Here is a 16,220-nt window from a genome sequence, read left to right as displayed (position 1 = left end):
TCAGCGCCCGGACTCCGTCCGCGCCATGCTGACCCGGTTAAGTGTGGAAAAACAAAGTGATGCAGGAAAAAACCACCGGCACAAAAAAACGCATCCGTGCTGACGCCGCACGTAATGAAGACGCCGTGCTTGAGGCCGCCAAAACCGTTTTTGCCAAATCGGGTGTTGATGCGCCAGTGCGTGAAATTGCCAAGGCCGCCGGGGTTGGTGTCGGCACGCTCTATCGCCGTTTTCCCAAACGAAGCGATCTTGTGGTTGCGGTCTTCAAGCGCGAAGTCGATGCCTGTGCCGCCGATGCCAAGACGCTCGCAAAGGACAACCCGCCCGGCGTTGCCCTGTCACAGTGGCTCCGGCGCTATTGCCGCTTTATCGTCACCAAAAAGGGATTGGCGTCCTCGCTGCATTCCGGCGACCCGGCCTTTGATGCCCTGCCCGATTACTTCCGCAGCAATTTCGAACCGGCCCTTCAAAGCCTGCTGACCGCCGCCGCCAAGGCCGGCGAAGCGCGCTCAGACATTGACGCCTTTGACCTGCTGCGCGCCATTGGCAACCTTGCCAGTGCGGGAAGCCAGTCCGGCGGCGACACAGACGACCCCGAACAGAATGAAGGCATGCAGCATACCTATCGCATGCTCGATCTGATGATTGATGGCCTGCGTTTTGGCAGGAGCGCGGAATAATCCGCTAAACGTAATCCGGCGCGAACTGCTCAAGATCAAGCGTAGGGCGTTTGCCGATATCGCCGCGATGCGCCTCAAGGAATGCACCTGCTGCCTCGCGCCCCTTGTCGCGCAACATGGTCATGAAATCCCATTCCGCATTCATCTTGGTCGTGTGATCAAGCTCCAGCATCACGTCACTGACGATCAGATGCATGCGCATGGTGCCCCAACTGCTGGCTTCACATTGATGGGGTGGCATGTCCTTGCGGATCACCGACATCATGCGCAGCTCCTTGACGAGGCTGCTGTTAAACGAAATCTCATTGAGCCGACTTGAAATCTCGTGCGAGGTTTTCGGAATGCCCGGCCGCTTGACCGGATTGATCTGCACCAGCACCGTGTCATTGGTCGAACAGTCGCGCACCAGCGGACCGAGGCTCGGGTTGCCGGAATACCCCCCGTCCCAATAAGGCACACCATCAATCTCGACGGTTTTATAGATGTTGGGCAAACAGGCAGAGGCGAGGAGCACATCAAGGGTGATATCGGGGTTGCGAAATACCCGCCCCTGCCCGGTTTCCACATTGGTCGCCGTGATGAAAAGCTTGGTCGGGCTTTTGTTCAAAAGATCAAAATCAACTACATCGGCCAAAAGCCCCGCCAGCGGATTATCCCCCACCGGGTTCAAATCATAGGGCGAAAACATTTTGGCCGACATATCAAGCCACTGATACATCGGCGAATTGCCAAGCGACCAGTTGCCAAACAAAACATCAATCGGCGATCGCTGAAGCGGGCTGAACCGCGCAGCTTCCGAAACAGCAGACCAGAACGTTTCCAGATCCTCGCGCGCCCCGTCATGACCGCCCTTGCAAAAGCCCGACGTCACCACGGCGGCATTCATGGCCCCCGCCGAGGTGCCCGAAATCGCCTCAATCTCGATCTCTTCATCTTCAAGCAACCGGTCCAGAACGCCCCAGGTAAACGCCCCGTGCGATCCCCCGCCCTGCAGGGCCAGATTGATCTTCTTGCAGGGTTTCGTCGATTTCTTCGCGTGTTCGCTCATGCCATCTCCTGCGACAGGCTCATCATGTCAGGCCTTCCCGCCATGATATGTCGCAAACAGGACGATGTGCCAGCATCGATGTCACAGAGCCAAAAAGCGAAACCGCCTCAATACCACGTCAAACTGGCCGGAAGGTCCTGTTTGGGGGCAAGCGCGATTACCTGATCAAGGAATAGGCGCGCAATCGGTGACAGGCTTTTGCTTTTGCGCGTGATCACGCCAATATGGCGATGGCGTTCCGGGGTGGTGAGCGGCACGAAGACCAGCTTTTCGGGTGCCGCCATATCCGACACACGCGCGGCCAGTTCCGGCAGGACCGTAATCCCCACCCCTTCGGCGACCATGGCGGCCAGTGTGATGGTGTTCGATGTTTCGACAATCGGGCGCGGCAGGATCGGGCCGGTTGCGCCCAGCGCGATATCGCTATCTTTCTTGGCTTCTTTACGGCCGTCAGAATCAAGCGATTTCAGCACCCGTTCCTCAGCCCGCATCGCCTTTTGCGCGCGGGCCAGAACCGATTTTGCCGCCGGAATGCCTGCTGCCACCGCATCACGCACGGCAGGACTTAAAACCGGCATGGTGTCTGATGACAGATCGCTGGTCACACCGGGCTGCGCCATCAGCGCGCCGGTCCCTGATTCCGGCCCCAACCCGACAAGCTTTTGGCCCGATAAATCCGACCAGCGCAAAACCGACTTTTGGGCAAATTCATGATCGGCCCGGCACAGCACACCAAACCGGTCGGAAAACAGCGGGCGGAAATCGATATCCGGCAGCGCCTGCCATTCCCCGGCAATCCCGAAATCGGCAGCATTATTTGCCACGGCCTCATGCACCTCACCGGCATTGCGTTCATCAAGACGAATACGCGCATCGGGATGGGCGGCAACAAATTCGGAAATCACGGCGGGCAAAATACGCGTCAGAACCGAAGGTGCTGCCGCAATCGTAATCTTGCCGCCAACCCCCTTGGATAGCGCATCAAGATCACCAAGCGCCTCTTCAAAATCGGCCAGCAAACGCCTGGCAATTGGCAAGAACCGCTCGCCGGTCTGGGTCAGTGCCACCTGTCGCGTCGTGCGATCAAAAAGGGCCGCGCCCGTCACATCCTCAAACTGGCGAATGGTCGCGGTGACCGCAGGCACTCCAAGCCCCAGAACCCCGGCCGCAGCCGTAAAATTCCCCTGATCGGCAACTGCGACAAACACACGCATATGACGGATATTAAGCGATGACAGCATGATCTTGATGGTCCGTTCCGGTGATTCCCCCCTACCCGGTCAAACCATAACTTCCAATTAGGGCATGAGCAAAACCCTATTCCGGTTTTATATCGCCAAACGCTTCTTTTGTAGGCACTATTATCAACTGATTGACCTCCCCAAATCACGAATGAATAGAAGTCGATGACAGACGAAGACCCACAAGACCAACAACAGTCACTAAAGGGGGACGATGCCGTCCGACTTTGGCGCCAAGGCCCAGCAGTTTGGAACGAATGGAGTCGAAACCATCCGGATTACAACATTTCCTTTGACGGTGTTGATTTCTCTACAGAGAGGCGCCCTGATGAAATGCTCTCTTTTGAAGGCTACTACTTTGGCAACGGAGATGTAACCTTTCGCGATGTGAAATTTGGAGACGGGAATGTAACCTTCCGACACGCAAATTTCGGAAACGGCACAAGTGATTTTTCTGGTGCAAGTTTTGGGGATGGTCGGCTTATTTTCTCTGCTGCAACCTTTGGAAATGGCGGTGTAATCTTCTATCAAGTGAAATTCGGCAAGGGTGTCAAGGACTTCTCAGAGACAGTTTTTGGCACTGGGGAAGTCAACTTCTTGGAAGCTGATTTCGATGATGGACACATAAATTTCTTCGCAACTGACTTTGGCAATGGCGACGTCCTACTCACCGACACCACTATTGGGTCTGGCCAGCTAATACTTGCAAAAGCTTGCGCTTCTCACTTTCTGTTTTCGCCAAAAGCTCACAAACTAACCGCAATTTCAGCACGAGGCCTCGTGATCAGCCAATGGGGAGTGCTTATGCTAAAGGACGGAAGTACACTTGAAACGCTGGATTTTCAGGGGGCAAGTTTTGACGGAGCAGTTTTTATTTCAGGGGACCTAGATATTGTTCCAGACCTGAGACGCATTCGTTCCTCTCACCAGATTGAGCTTGGTGAGCTAAAAATCGAACTCCGTCGATTGTCACACTATAGCAGTAGCCGTTTGTTAAAATACTTCTCCCAATGCTCGGAAAATGTTGAAGACTCAGGTCGGTTGCGGCGCCTAAAAGAAATAGCTGAAGCAAACAAAGACCATCAAGCAGCTCTTAGGTTTTCTGCGGATGAAAACAGAGCAAGTAGATGGATTCAAACATCTAAACTTGGGTCAATACTGGATATCGCATTCAGCGGTTTCAGCAACTATGGTCAAAGTATTTTGCGACCATTTTGTTGGCTAGCTGGCTTATTGGCCATAGGCACAAGCCTATATAAATTCATGGGAACTAATGAGCATCCTATCGGCAAGCCCGAATGGTGGGGAGATTTAGGACAGGCAATTGCATTGGCCACCAGTAATAGCCTTCCTTTCCTTCCACAATCACGTGGTATACGGGACGATGCAATCAAGGCCCTTTACTCCAATGACCCAAGCCTGCTGATCGACGCCATCATGATCGGACATGGTGCGCTCAGCTTCATATTCCTGTTCCTGATCGGCCTAGGCCTGCGCAACCGCTTCCGCCTCTAACTCACTTCTTTTCCAACGTCGGCGGCACCGTCTTGATCGCGGTCACCGTCGGATGCACCTCGATCAGGCATTCGCGGAACACACGCGCCATGCGTGACATCACCGATTGCGGGAAGTTGGCGACACACATGGCGATCTTGAAGCTGAGAAGATCAGGTCGAAGTGCCCGCATCTCGCCCCGCTCGACCCATTGCCGGGCAAAGTGGGTCGGCAGGAAGCTGACAAACTTGCCGCTTCGGATCAGATAGGCCAGCCCTTCCATGTCATAGGCCGTCGCACTGGGCGGATGTTTGAACAGCGACTGAAAGGCGAGTGCTACCGAATAACCACGCCGGGCGTATTTCTGTTCGGCCAGTTGTTCGATTGGCATTTTTTCATGGGCCTTTTCAAACAACGGATGATCCTTGCCGCAATACATTGTCTGTTCTTCGTGGAAAAGCTGCTGCATCTGGATGGCGGCATTCATCGGCTGGTTTGGCATGACGGCGATTTCCATCTGCCGGCTCAATAATGCGTTTTCAATCTGGTTGGGCGAGACAACCACAAAGGTCGGATGCACACCGGGGGCGCGTTCGTTAAACAGCGCAATCGCCCGGTCCAGCTTGCAATTGGGATTTTCGACCATGGCATCGACGACACCAATGCGAAGCTCGCCGACCATATTGCCGCGGATCGCCCCGACCTCGGCGCGAAAGGAGTCGGCAGCGGCAAACAGCTTGATCACCTCGCTATAGATCTTCTGCCCATGTTCGGTCAGCGAAAAGCCCGACCGCCCGCGCCGACAAAGCTTTACCCCCAAACGGGTTTCAAGGGCGGCCATCTGGGTGCTGATGGTGGACCTCGAGATACCCAGATCATCCTGGGCGGCGGTAAAGCCGTTGCTTTCGACAATGGTTCGAAAAATCCGCAACTGGCGGAAATCCACGTCACTCAGCGGTGGCAGATTGACAGACATCGGGCGCAAACCTTTACGAAAACGATACGTTGAAAAAATCAGACGTTTAGTTTGAAAGTTTCATATTATTGAACGCGTTCCCGCATGGCAATCTTTGCGCACGCTTTGAACCATTCTAGTGCGCCACTAGTGCCACCTGCGTCACCGCGCCACCAGCGCCACCGCCTTGAGGGACGACCACATGAGCAACGCCACCGACAAGCCTGATACCGCATCAGGCATTTCTTTTGTTCCGCCCTCGGCGATGACCTTGCCGCGCTATGCCGGTGTCGCAAGCTTCATGCGCGCCCCGCATCTTTCAATATCCAACCCGGCTTGTGCCGCGGTCGATATCGCACTCCTTGGCGTGCCATGGGACGGTGGAACGACAAACCGTCCGGGGGCACGTCACGGACCGCGACAGTTGCGTGATCTTTCGACCATGATCCGCCCGAAACACCCCGTGACCGGCCAGAACCCGTTTGAAGACCGCAATATCGCGGATCTCGGTGATGCGCCGGTCAATCCGGCCGACATCATGGATACGCTTGAAAGTGTTACCGGCTTTATTGCCAAACTGAAAGAGATGGGCATCAGTCCCTTGAGTGCCGGCGGGGATCACCTGCTGTCCTATCCGATCATCAAGGCACTGGCATCTGATGGCCCGATTGGCATGGTGCATTTCGATGCCCATACCGACCTGTTTGACAGCTATTTCAACGGTTTCAAATACACCCACGGCACCCCGTTCCGCCGCGCGATCGAGGAAGGCTACCTTGACCCGCACCGCGTGGTTCAGATCGGCATTCGCGGCACGATGTATGACGGCGAGGATGTCGAATGGGGCCTGGAACAGGGTGTGCGCATCATCCGCATGGAAGAGGTTCTTGAACGCGGCCTTGATCAGGTCATGGCGGAGGCACGCGACATTGTCGGGCGCGATAAAACCTATGTCAGCTTTGATATCGATGCGGTCGATCCGGCCTTTGCACCGGGCACCGGCACGCCGGAAATCGGCGGCTTTAGCAGCCGCGAAGCCCAGAAAATGATCCGTTCTCTGGGTGGGCTTAATCTTGTGGGCGCGGACCTTGTCGAGGTTTCCCCACCCTTCGATCCTTCGGGAGGAACAGCCTGGCTTGGCATCTCGCTCATGTATGAATTGCTGTGCGTGCTGGCCGGGTCGAAAGCCACCAGTAACCCGAACCGAAAATCGGGCTGAGGCAATCCGAAAAAACATACAAAAGACCAGAAATACATCAGAGAGCATCTCATACCGGAGACATCACCTATGAAACGCATTCTATCGAAAATCTGCCTGTCGGGTGCGGCACTCGCAACCGCCTTTTCCCTTTCCACGGCCGCATCGGCCGAAACGCTGACCATCGCGCATTCGACCTGGGTTGGCTATGGCCCGCTTTATATCGCGCAAGAAGAAGGCTTCTTTGAAGAAGAAGGCCTTGATGTTGATCTTGTCGTCATGGAAGACGTCAAAACCCGTATGCCAGCCCTCGCCGCTGGCCGGATTGACGTTGCCGTGACCACGATTGATACGGTGCTTGGTTTTTACACCGAAGATCATCCGCTGACCTATCTGTTTGCGCTTGATGATTCACGCGGTGGCGACGGCATTGTTGCCAACTCCGACATCACTTCGATCGCAGATCTCAAGGGCAAGAACGTCGCCTATACCGAGGGTTCGGTTTCGCAGTTCTTCCTGAGCGTGCTTTTGAAAAACAACGGCATGAGCCTTGCTGACGTCAACTCCATGAACATGTCGGCCGGTGATGCCGGTGCGGCCTTTGTCGCCAAGCGCGTTGATGCCGCCGTGACCTGGGAGCCTTGGCTGACCCGTGGCAAGGACACCGAACATGGTCATCTTCTGATCGACAGCTCCAAGGCGCCGGGCCTGATTACCGACATCGCGGTGACCACCACCGAAACCCTTGAAGCCCGTCGTCCGGAAATGGAAGCCCTGTATCGTGCATGGGCCAAGGCAATCGCCTGGCAGCAGGCCAACGAAGAAGAAGCCGATGCCATCATGGCAAAGGGTGTTGGCGGCTGGCTTGAAGACCCGGCGGTCTTTGCCGAAACCCGTGCAGGAATCGCGTTTTATGATGCGGCCATGAACAAGTCCTTCATGGATCCGGCCAACGAAGACGGCATTGTCGGCACCATTGCCAATGCCATGACGCTTGGCAAGGAAGGCGGTCTGTTCTCGCTTGATCTCGATCCGGCAAGCATGCTCGCTTCTGACATCGTCAAGTAACGCAACGCCATAAAACAAAGACTTAAAGAGCAAGCATCATGTGGACCAGATCGCTATTTTCACCCAAGACCGACATCGACAGGTCGACCTATGTCACCCTGTCGCTGATCTCGGTTGCTATTGTCCTGGCCCTGTGGTGCTTGCTCACCTATGGCGGGATCACGCCCAAGGACTTCCTTGCCGCCCCGCATGAGGTGGTTCAAGCCGGCATCAAACGCATTGCCAATATGTCGCTGTTTGAACATATGTGGGCAAGCCTTGTTGTCATCCTGTCGGGCTTTATCCTGGCCTCCGTCTTTGCCGTTCCGATCGGCATCCTGATGGGCAGCTTCCGGGCTGTGCAGGCGCTGATTGAGCCGATCACCGGCTTCATGCGCTATATCCCGGTTTCCGCCCTGATCCCGCTTCTGATCCTGTGGATCGGCATCGGGATCGAGCAGAAAATCATGGTGATTTTCCTTGGCACCTTTTTCCAGCAGCTGATTTTGATTTCTGATGTTTCGGCCCGGATTTCCAAGGATCTGATTGATTGCGCCTATACGCTGGGTGCGGATCGCAGGCGGGTTGTCACGCGCGTGCTGGTACCGGCCTGCATGCCCGGTGTGATGGATAACCTGCGCGTCACGATGGGCTGGGCCTGGACCTATCTTGTTGTGGCTGAACTGGTCGCGGCCGATACCGGCCTTGGTTATATGATCCTGAACGCCATGCGCGGGCTGTTTACCGACGTGATTTTGCTTGGTGTCTTTACCATCGGCATCCTGGGCCTGATCACCGACTTCTTCTTTAAATGGGCACGCCGGCGCTTGCTGCCCTGGTCTGCCGATTTTTAAGGGGCGATACAGTCATGAGCATGCTTTCTCTTCGTGACATCACGGTACGGTTCGAACCCAAGGGCAAACCACCGGTTCTGGCCCTTGATGACGTCTCGCTTGATGTTGCCAACGATACCTTTTCCGTCATTGTCGGCCCGTCGGGCTGTGGCAAATCCACCCTGCTGCGCCTTGTCGCCGGGCTTGAAACCCCGACATCGGGCCGCCTTGAACTCGATGGCGAGCCTATCAATGGCCCGTCTGCTGATCGCGGCATGGTGTTTCAAAGCTACACCCTGTTTCCCTGGCTGACCGTGCGTGAAAACGTCATGTTTGGCCCGAAACTCAAAGGCCTTCCGAAATCCGAATGCGAAGACATTGCCGATGACCTGATCAAGGCGGTTCACCTTGACGGGTTTGAAAAATCCTATCCCAAGGAACTTTCAGGTGGCATGCGCCAACGTGTGGCGCTGGCGCGCGCACTTGCCAATGATCCGCGTATTTTGCTGATGGATGAACCGTTTGGCGCGCTCGACAGCCAAACCCGTCAGATGATGCAGGAACTGCTGCTTGATGTCTGGCAAAGCCGCCGCAAAACGGTGCTTTTCATCACACATGACATTGACGAGGCGATCTTCCTCGGTGACGAAGTGCACGTGATGTCCGCCCGCCCGGGCCTGATCAAGCAATCGCTTGATATCAGCATCCCACGCCCGCGCCATATCGATGCGCTCACCAGCCCGGAATTCATGGAGTATAAGCGCACAATCCTGTCGCTGATGCATGACGAAGCCATCAAAGCCGAAGACGCCGCCAACCAGCGCAAGTCGGCGTAAAACGGCGCGCACAGCGACAAAACGCCCAGTTTAAAGGGCACGAGCAAACAACTGCCTGACTTGCCACCACCCGACAGGCTCAGGCACAGGGAATGTGCGGCACACAGCCATCCCGCACATTCCCGACTTTTATGGTTAAGTGATTTTCCGTCAGGCTTTCGGATTTTTTCTTGCCAAAGAAGCAAGCGCCGCCAGAACTCGACACAGGCGAATAGCTTGAATTTTCCATCCCCGCCGCAACCGACAGGTCGTTATATGCTATGACATCAAGCTTGCCGTCAGCCGCACCGGCAGAAGAATCAATCCCGACATTGGTGCCGGTCATGACAATATTAGCACCAGTAAAGGTGGCCGAGATCAGGGGACGATTTAAAGGCTACTAAAAAGAAACCTGTCCCCTCTTTTAGGAAAAACGTGGACTGGCCGCTTTCTCATTTTTTGTTCAGCGATATATGACCGAAGCCAAATTTTTCAGTTCCCTTCTATCCAAACGTCCTTAATCCAAGTCGCCAAATTTGGCCAACTCTCGCTTGAGGATCCATCATGATCCCAAAAACGAATCGTACCATCGGGAAGAATACAAAAGTAATTTCCGTTATCCTCGCAAAATGGGAGCCAATCAACAGGAACTCCATTCGCTCGAGCTTCACGTATTCCATTTAGAAGCTCTCTTGAATGATCCCTTGTTTCAGTAATCCGTAGCGCTGCCTTTCCATTGTACAAACTATCACTAGCTGACTTGAGGAATTCACGATAGTCAGAGGGAAAAGCAACGCCAACCAATGCTTCATATTCTTCGATAGCTTGGTCGTCTGGCAGGTACTGCGCAACCGGAAGCTGCATTCTGACGGATTTTAATTCATTCAGTATGTTTGATAGTTTTTCATCCATTGTTTATTATCCTAGAAATCGTTTGCTCGGTTAATCCAGTACTGCTTACGCCATTGATCAAATTGTGACCTGTTGATCCCTGAGGGCAATCGACCTGTGTTAATGTGAATAGTTCCCGAATTCTGCTGATGGAAAGTTGCTGTCATCTCGGCAATTGCACCATTTTGCTTTTGGATCATGTGATGTAGGTTTATTTTCCTACCGTCAGGACCGTAAGGTGCATATCCCTGTGCCATCAACTGTTGGTTTGTCAATCCAGTTTCCACATCAATTTTGTTCGGATCAATCAAGTCGTTCCGCTGGTATACCTTGTTACCATTGAACTGCACCGGATCCTGCGACCAGAATTGCCGATTCTGTTGGAAATGGTCAACAATATCAGCCTGTGTGCCAATGCGGTTTGGCACTCCCCCCGGCCAGTTTTTCTTAAGCTTCGCAAGAGCAGCACCTGTGACATTAACATTAGCTGGCGCAAGTTTTGCGATTGTTGTTGACGGGATAACAACAGTAGCAAAGGTAACACCACCCGAGATTTGATCTCTCGTTTCTTGTGGAATTGCGTTCCAGTTACGGCTGATGACATTGCCGGTCACATCATCAACATAGGTAACAACAGCACTTTCTAGTTCGCCCACCGCCGCAAGCCCCTGCAGCACCGCAGTGGTGGTGTCTGGCGCAACCGCATACGCGCCCTCAATGCCATAGCTAACGGCTGCGGCACTCATCTCGCTCAAGAAATCTTCGCCGCGACCAATCTCGCCCAGCCCGGCATAGAAATCACCTTCGCCCTCGGCAACTGTGTAGGTGTAAGCTGCTGAAAGAAGCAATGCTAGGCCTGTCGCGCACGCACCCGTTCCACACAGATTGTTTTCTGTTGCGTTGGTTGCTGCTGTATCTGCGCTGTTGACGTCAGCACCGGCGATAAAGGCAGACAAGGCACCAGCCAAACGGGCAACATCGAGTCCTTGCTGTTTCCACTTCTGAACTTTCAGTGCTGCTTCTCCGAAACTCAGATTGTCATCGGTAATTGATGTCTTGAGTTCCTCGGCAAAATCCTGTTGTCGCTCTTCACTGAAATACAGTTCCCCTGCGACCTCACCCGCGGCAGCACCGATTGCCCCGCCTGCACAATCGCCCCCCGCGCCTACTGCAATGGCGCAACCAAGAGCAGCATGGGCCAGTTTGTGGCTGACATAGTCCAAATTATCTTCGTTGCGCAGCTCGCCAATTCCCTCAGCAGCCGTCGCACCAATCGCCAACACAGCTGCACTTTGCAGCGCATTGAGCAGGTTGTCGCCAAATTCTCCATCCCCGGCAACAACTGTATTGATGGAGGATGAAATAGCATTGCGGACGCTGTTATTGACCAGTCTGGTTGCGAGCTTGTTAAGCGTCTCGTTTCCAAACGCATTCCCGATATCAACAGCACCAATACCGCTCAAAACACCGGCGGTGACCATGGTTGTGGCCAACGAACGGATCGTAGAAGAAGACCCCAGTTGCTCCAGCACTGCACCGATGTCACCACCATTACCGATCAGGCTGACAGCTGCCTGGCTGGTCAGTGACGAGAGTCCTGCAGCAATCGCGCTCTGTACTGCAACTCCTGAAGCAGTAAGAGTTGTTACACCATTAACAGTAGCGGTCATTCCCAAGTTTGTTGCAAACGCACCGCCAGCAGCGGCTGCACCACCATAAGTAGCCGCTGTTACGGCAATCGCGATTACTGCTGCCGCCGGTCCCGACAGGCCCTGTGCCTTGTAATCCCAGCTTTTGTGAATTTCCTGAACAGCCTTCCAAGTGGCGTCATCGCGCGCCATCATGTCGGCCATCCATTCAAGTCCGGGCGTTGAAGCAAGAGCATCAACAGAGTCTTCGAGATTACCGGTATCGCGATATTCAATCACAACACCGTTGCCGGCATTGACGATCAAGCCGCCATCGGCGGTGACTTCGGTCATCACGACATTGGTGTCAATCGCACCCGCATCGCGCATCTTGAAGCTGACCGCGTTGGATTTCGAAGATTGGAAAGTCCAGCTTTCTTCGTCTGTCGCCGATATCAGGGATACCTGACCTTGCTCGGCATTCAGGGTAACCGTGCCATCATCCTGTTTCAGGGATTCGAATTTGGCAGCTTGCGCCGTGATGTCTCCGGTCAAAGATGTGACCTGGATGTCTCCACCAGAGGTCAGTTCGCTGCGGACATTCGAAACGCTATGCCCGGTGCCGGATTTTTCGCCGCCGTTTCGCTGCATCTCATAATCATAGGTGTCACGCGCTGTGAGGATCGCGACATTACCAACGGCGAGCAGGTTGATATCCTCACCAGCCGTGAGCTCGGAACCTTGTACAATCGTGTCATCTACCGAGAAGGACGTTATCTCCCCGCCAGCTTGAATGTTGCTGCCACGGTTGCTGGTTCTGCTCCATCTGTCATAGGTGCTGTCATCGCCCCAATTGACGTTTTCCTCAACCGCAGTTGCGCCGACGATAAGGCTTGACCCGGCAGAGAATGAAACGTCGTCTTCGGCGGTCACATCTGCGCCAAAAAGCGCAATTTCTTCAGCAGCATCAAGATTGACACTCGCGCCGGCATCAAGAGATGCCCTGCGTCCGACGATTGATTGTGAACCGCCATTGGCTGTACGGACATTGGTGGTATCGGTTTCAACAAGGATGGCACCGCCAGCATCAAGCGTGATGTCGTCGCTTGCCTTGATGCGACCACTGCTGATGTTGATGTCATCATTTGCAGCCAGGTTCACGTCGCCATTTGATGCGACGATGTCACCACTGTTATTGATGCCCGCCGCATCAATGGCAACTGATGAGGCGATGATTTGCCCGCCTTTACCGGCAAATTCCAAGTCACTGGCATTTGCAAGATAGAGTTTAGGCGCAAGAACAGTTTCGGCGTTAATTTCCTCTTCGACGTACCAAACAATATTTTGGGTAAGGCTGTTGATCTGCTCAGCTGTCAGTTCGACGCCAACTGTCAAATTGAGGCTTTCTTGGGCTGCAATACCACCGTCAACGAGTTGTTTGAGCTGCAGGGATGCATCCTGAACCGACGGGTCCAGCCACCGTTGCCCGGTTTCGATGCGGATTGCGTTTTGGACAAGTCGCTCTTCAAGCGCTTGGTCAAAGGCAAAACGTTCCGGGACGTCTTCTAGATCAAGGTCAACACGGCTGAGGAAATAGTCCCCGCCAAGCACCACAGAGGGATTGCTGAATTCCGCCCGGGACTCAAACACGGCCTTGGTGTTTGAGGGAGCAAGTTGTGTCAGAGCATCCTTGGCAGGAAGCTCATCGAAGAAATCAACAAGAGAGATACTGGTTTGCGGAGGCACTTCTGTAATATCAGCCTGAACCGAATTCGCCGAAATTCGATCTCCATCGCTGACTGCACCCAAAATCGTCTCATTGTCAACTTGGCCGGTGAAATCGCCCTGGAATTGCCCACCAGCCTGGATGGTTGCATCAACAGTGTCATACTCGACACTGCTGATCTGACTTTCGCCAGCACCGTTAAGAAGCCATTGGCAGCCTTTGTTTGACTGGCAGCGGTTATAGTACCCACCACCTTTGTAAACAGTTGTTTGCTTTGTAAGAATCTGACCCACATTTGACAATGTGTCGCCAGTCATCGATATGTCGCCATCCGCAGAGATGTGACTATAGGCGTTGCGAATTGTATCTGCGTTGACCGTCAGGTTGCCGCCGGACGATAGGTAAGCGGCCGCGTTCGAGCTACTCGCGACATCCTGATACTGGCGTACGAGGATCGGGCCATAATCGTAATAAAGAAGCCAAGACGGGTCATCAGGATGTCGGAAGAATAGAACGCCTGTCTCATTGTACTCGAGATACTGAGTGCTGACCCCGCCGGCAACCTCGCCAATTGAAATGATAGTGCCTTCGTTCCTTGAATATGTTTGCTGACGGGTTACGCTAAAATCTTTCCGTTCATTAATGAATTCGGATGCCGTAATCGAAATGTCGCCATTCAGCGTTTCAATGACACCAGACCTGTTTGCTATGCGCGTGGCTGGCGTGTTGTTACTGCCCAAAAGGTCGATATTGCCAATTGCCAGCAATGCACCTTTGTCGTTTTCAAGTATGCTGGACTGAACGCTTAGATCTGTCTGGGATGAAACCTGTCCGGCATTAGTGAACTGATCTGACGCTAGAACTGTTGCATTTCCACCGCTTTTGATCGTGCCGGATGCGGTGTTGTTGATCTCTTTTGCGGTCAAACTTGTTTTGTTAACCGAAACAGTGGTTCCGCCGTTTTCAATGATGCCGGATTGGGCTCTCAGAACAACTTTGTCACCTGCCTTGATTGTACCGGTTTGCGTCAAGTTCCCCGTTTGAGCCGTAATCGACGCGTTGCCTTGCGTGGTTATTGCTGCGCTGGTGTCGACTGCATCGGCAGTTATGTCCACATTGCCGTTGCTGTCGACCTTCCCGCCGGTAATCGTCAATTCTTGACCAGCCGTTTTGCCAGCGACTTTCACCAAGTTTGTTGCTGAAATTTGCCCGGAGCTATTGACGACTTGATCGGCGGTAATGTCGATCTTGTCACTTGACTGCAAACCCTTGCCGGCTGATTGGGTATTTTGGTTTGTCAGAGTTGCAGCAGTAAACGACAGGTCTGCTTTCGAATTGATAAGTCCGTTATCATTCGTGATGTTGTTTGCAGAAATCTCGACGTCACCTTCGCCGACGATATTGCCACTGTTGTTGACATCATTTGCTGCCGACACTTCTACCGTGCCGTTTGAGCTTATCGTCGCACCACCAGTGTTTGCGACCGAGCCCGCGTTGCTTTTAACAACCACTTTGCCGGCGCCGATGAGCTTTCCTGAATTGGTGATCGCCGTTTGCGCTATCAGCGACGCTGTTCCAGAAGATTGAAGCGTTCCGTTCGCATCAAGCCCAGCAACTATTTTTCCCGTGTTTGAAATTTGTTGGGCTTCGAGATTTACATCCTTGCCACCAGACACCGTGCCGTTGACCTCGACATCAGAGTTTGACGACGTCGCCGAGAAATTTTTTGCGGCTGCGGCATTGGTGACTGCAATTTTGCCGTCCGCGGTGATGCTGATATCTCCAAGGCCGGAGGCCATGTTTTCTGGCATCTTGACGCCGACGCCGTCTTCGTTCGCAAGGACGCTGATACGATCAGCGTACATTGCACCGAAATGGCTCGCATCGATGGCGAGAGCGGGTTTCGATGACCCATCAGCGACTTTGCTCGTAACAACCTCGGCGCCATATTCAATCAAGTTCCGCCCAGCAACGAGTTTCAGTTCCTTGGCATTGATCGGTGCGTTCAGCTTGATCGTTCTTGCGAGCAGATGTAGCGCGGTTGCATCTTCTGCGTTGAGGCCGTCACCCTCGATTGTGATTGGCTTCGAACCATCAACATCAATTCTGGCGAGCGCACCATTTTCCATTTCGGGAGTGCCGGTCGTCAGGCTGGTTCGGCTGGTATTGATGAACCCGCAACCTTTGCAGGTAATGCCATTGGGGTTTGCGATAACGAACTGTGCCCGGTCCCCGAAGATTTCCGCGAACCCGTTCAGTTGAGAGGCATTTGTTCCCGTCACCTCATTTAGAATGATTTTTGCCGTTGAGGAATTCTTGAGATTTGGGTTTGCGAGGAGCACACCACCAAGCTGGGAAGTTCCAAGGTTCTTGGAATTGTTAAATACCATCCCCTGCTTTTGGATATCGAGCGACGTAAAGCGGTTATGCGACACGCCCTGATTGCTTGGGGTCGCAATATTGATGACCGGTACGCCATTTGGGGCCGTTTCCAACGTTGGATTGGATCCGGGCTGGCTCGTATCAGGCACTGCTTGTGCATTTGCAAGTGTTGGCAACACCACGAGGTTGAAGCTCAAAACAGCAGCCAATGAACCGCGAACAAATTTTTTCAGCGTGGAAAAAAACAGATGGCTTTGAGGAGATCTGGTCTTGTGGGGCATT

General features: G+C 53.6%; 12 protein-coding genes. 6 read left to right on the top strand and 6 right to left on the bottom strand.

Translation table 11 applies throughout. The annotated features are described in order from the left end of the window. Positions 1-59: 59 nt before the first annotated feature. On the top strand, positions 60-680 hold the full coding sequence (locus CMO10_RS16575) for a TetR/AcrR family transcriptional regulator (RefSeq protein ID WP_297024326.1): 621 nt from the start codon (positions 60-62) through the stop codon (positions 678-680). Between the two features lie 4 nt (positions 681-684). On the opposite strand, the gene CMO10_RS16570 is transcribed toward CMO10_RS16575, so the two are convergent. Beyond that, positions 685-1,728, bottom strand: a complete 1,044-nt coding sequence (locus CMO10_RS16570; protein ID WP_297024325.1) for a patatin-like phospholipase family protein — start codon at positions 1,726-1,728, stop codon at positions 685-687. Between the two features lie 107 nt (positions 1,729-1,835). Further along, positions 1,836-2,969, bottom strand: a complete 1,134-nt coding sequence (locus tag CMO10_RS16565; RefSeq protein WP_297024324.1) for a LysR family transcriptional regulator — start codon at positions 2,967-2,969, stop codon at positions 1,836-1,838. Positions 2,970-3,134: 165 nt separating this feature from the next. Between CMO10_RS16565 and CMO10_RS16560 the strand changes: the two genes are divergently transcribed. After that, positions 3,135-4,484, top strand: coding sequence for a hypothetical protein (locus CMO10_RS16560; protein ID WP_297024322.1), 1,350 nt, complete (start codon positions 3,135-3,137; stop codon positions 4,482-4,484). A gap of 1 nt (position 4,485) precedes the next feature. Here CMO10_RS16560 and CMO10_RS16555 read toward each other — a convergent pair whose 3' ends face one another. Further along, positions 4,486-5,439, bottom strand: coding sequence for a LysR family transcriptional regulator (locus tag CMO10_RS16555; RefSeq protein ID WP_297024320.1), 954 nt, complete (start codon positions 5,437-5,439; stop codon positions 4,486-4,488). A 181-nt stretch (positions 5,440-5,620) separates the two neighbouring features. On the opposite strand from CMO10_RS16555, the gene speB reads away from it, so the two are divergent. From speB to CMO10_RS16535, 4 genes are all read left to right on the top strand, one after another. Further along, positions 5,621-6,637, top strand: a complete 1,017-nt coding sequence (speB, locus tag CMO10_RS16550) for an agmatinase (RefSeq protein WP_297024318.1) — start codon at positions 5,621-5,623, stop codon at positions 6,635-6,637. Between the two features lie 69 nt (positions 6,638-6,706). Beyond that, positions 6,707-7,684: an ABC transporter substrate-binding protein gene (locus CMO10_RS16545; RefSeq protein ID WP_297024317.1), complete on the top strand. Its 978-nt coding sequence runs from the start codon at positions 6,707-6,709 to the stop codon at positions 7,682-7,684. A 38-nt stretch (positions 7,685-7,722) separates the two neighbouring features. Next, complete coding sequence (locus tag CMO10_RS16540; RefSeq protein ID WP_044828618.1) at positions 7,723-8,517, top strand: ABC transporter permease; 795 nt, start codon at positions 7,723-7,725, stop codon at positions 8,515-8,517. Between the two features lie 14 nt (positions 8,518-8,531). Continuing rightward, positions 8,532-9,332, top strand: coding sequence for an ABC transporter ATP-binding protein (locus tag CMO10_RS16535; RefSeq protein ID WP_297024315.1), 801 nt, complete (start codon positions 8,532-8,534; stop codon positions 9,330-9,332). 79 nt (positions 9,333-9,411) lie between these two features. On the opposite strand, the gene CMO10_RS16530 is transcribed toward CMO10_RS16535, so the two are convergent. The 3 genes from CMO10_RS16530 to CMO10_RS16520 form a co-directional block, all read right to left on the bottom strand. Next, positions 9,412-9,657: a hypothetical protein gene (locus CMO10_RS16530; RefSeq protein ID WP_297024313.1), complete on the bottom strand. Its 246-nt coding sequence runs from the start codon at positions 9,655-9,657 to the stop codon at positions 9,412-9,414. A gap of 146 nt (positions 9,658-9,803) precedes the next feature. After that, positions 9,804-10,223, bottom strand: coding sequence for an SMI1/KNR4 family protein (locus CMO10_RS16525; RefSeq protein ID WP_297024312.1), 420 nt, complete (start codon positions 10,221-10,223; stop codon positions 9,804-9,806). Positions 10,224-10,234: 11 nt separating this feature from the next. After that, positions 10,235-16,219 (bottom strand): two-partner secretion domain-containing protein, encoded by a 5,985-nt coding sequence (locus tag CMO10_RS16520; RefSeq protein ID WP_297024310.1) that lies wholly within the window; start codon positions 16,217-16,219, stop codon positions 10,235-10,237. Between the last annotated feature and the right edge of the window lies 1 nt (position 16,220).

The organism is Thalassospira sp., assembly GCF_002709775.1.
GTDB lineage: Bacteria > Pseudomonadota > Alphaproteobacteria > Rhodospirillales > Thalassospiraceae > Thalassospira.
This window is presented reverse-complemented; position numbering and strand designations above follow the sequence as displayed.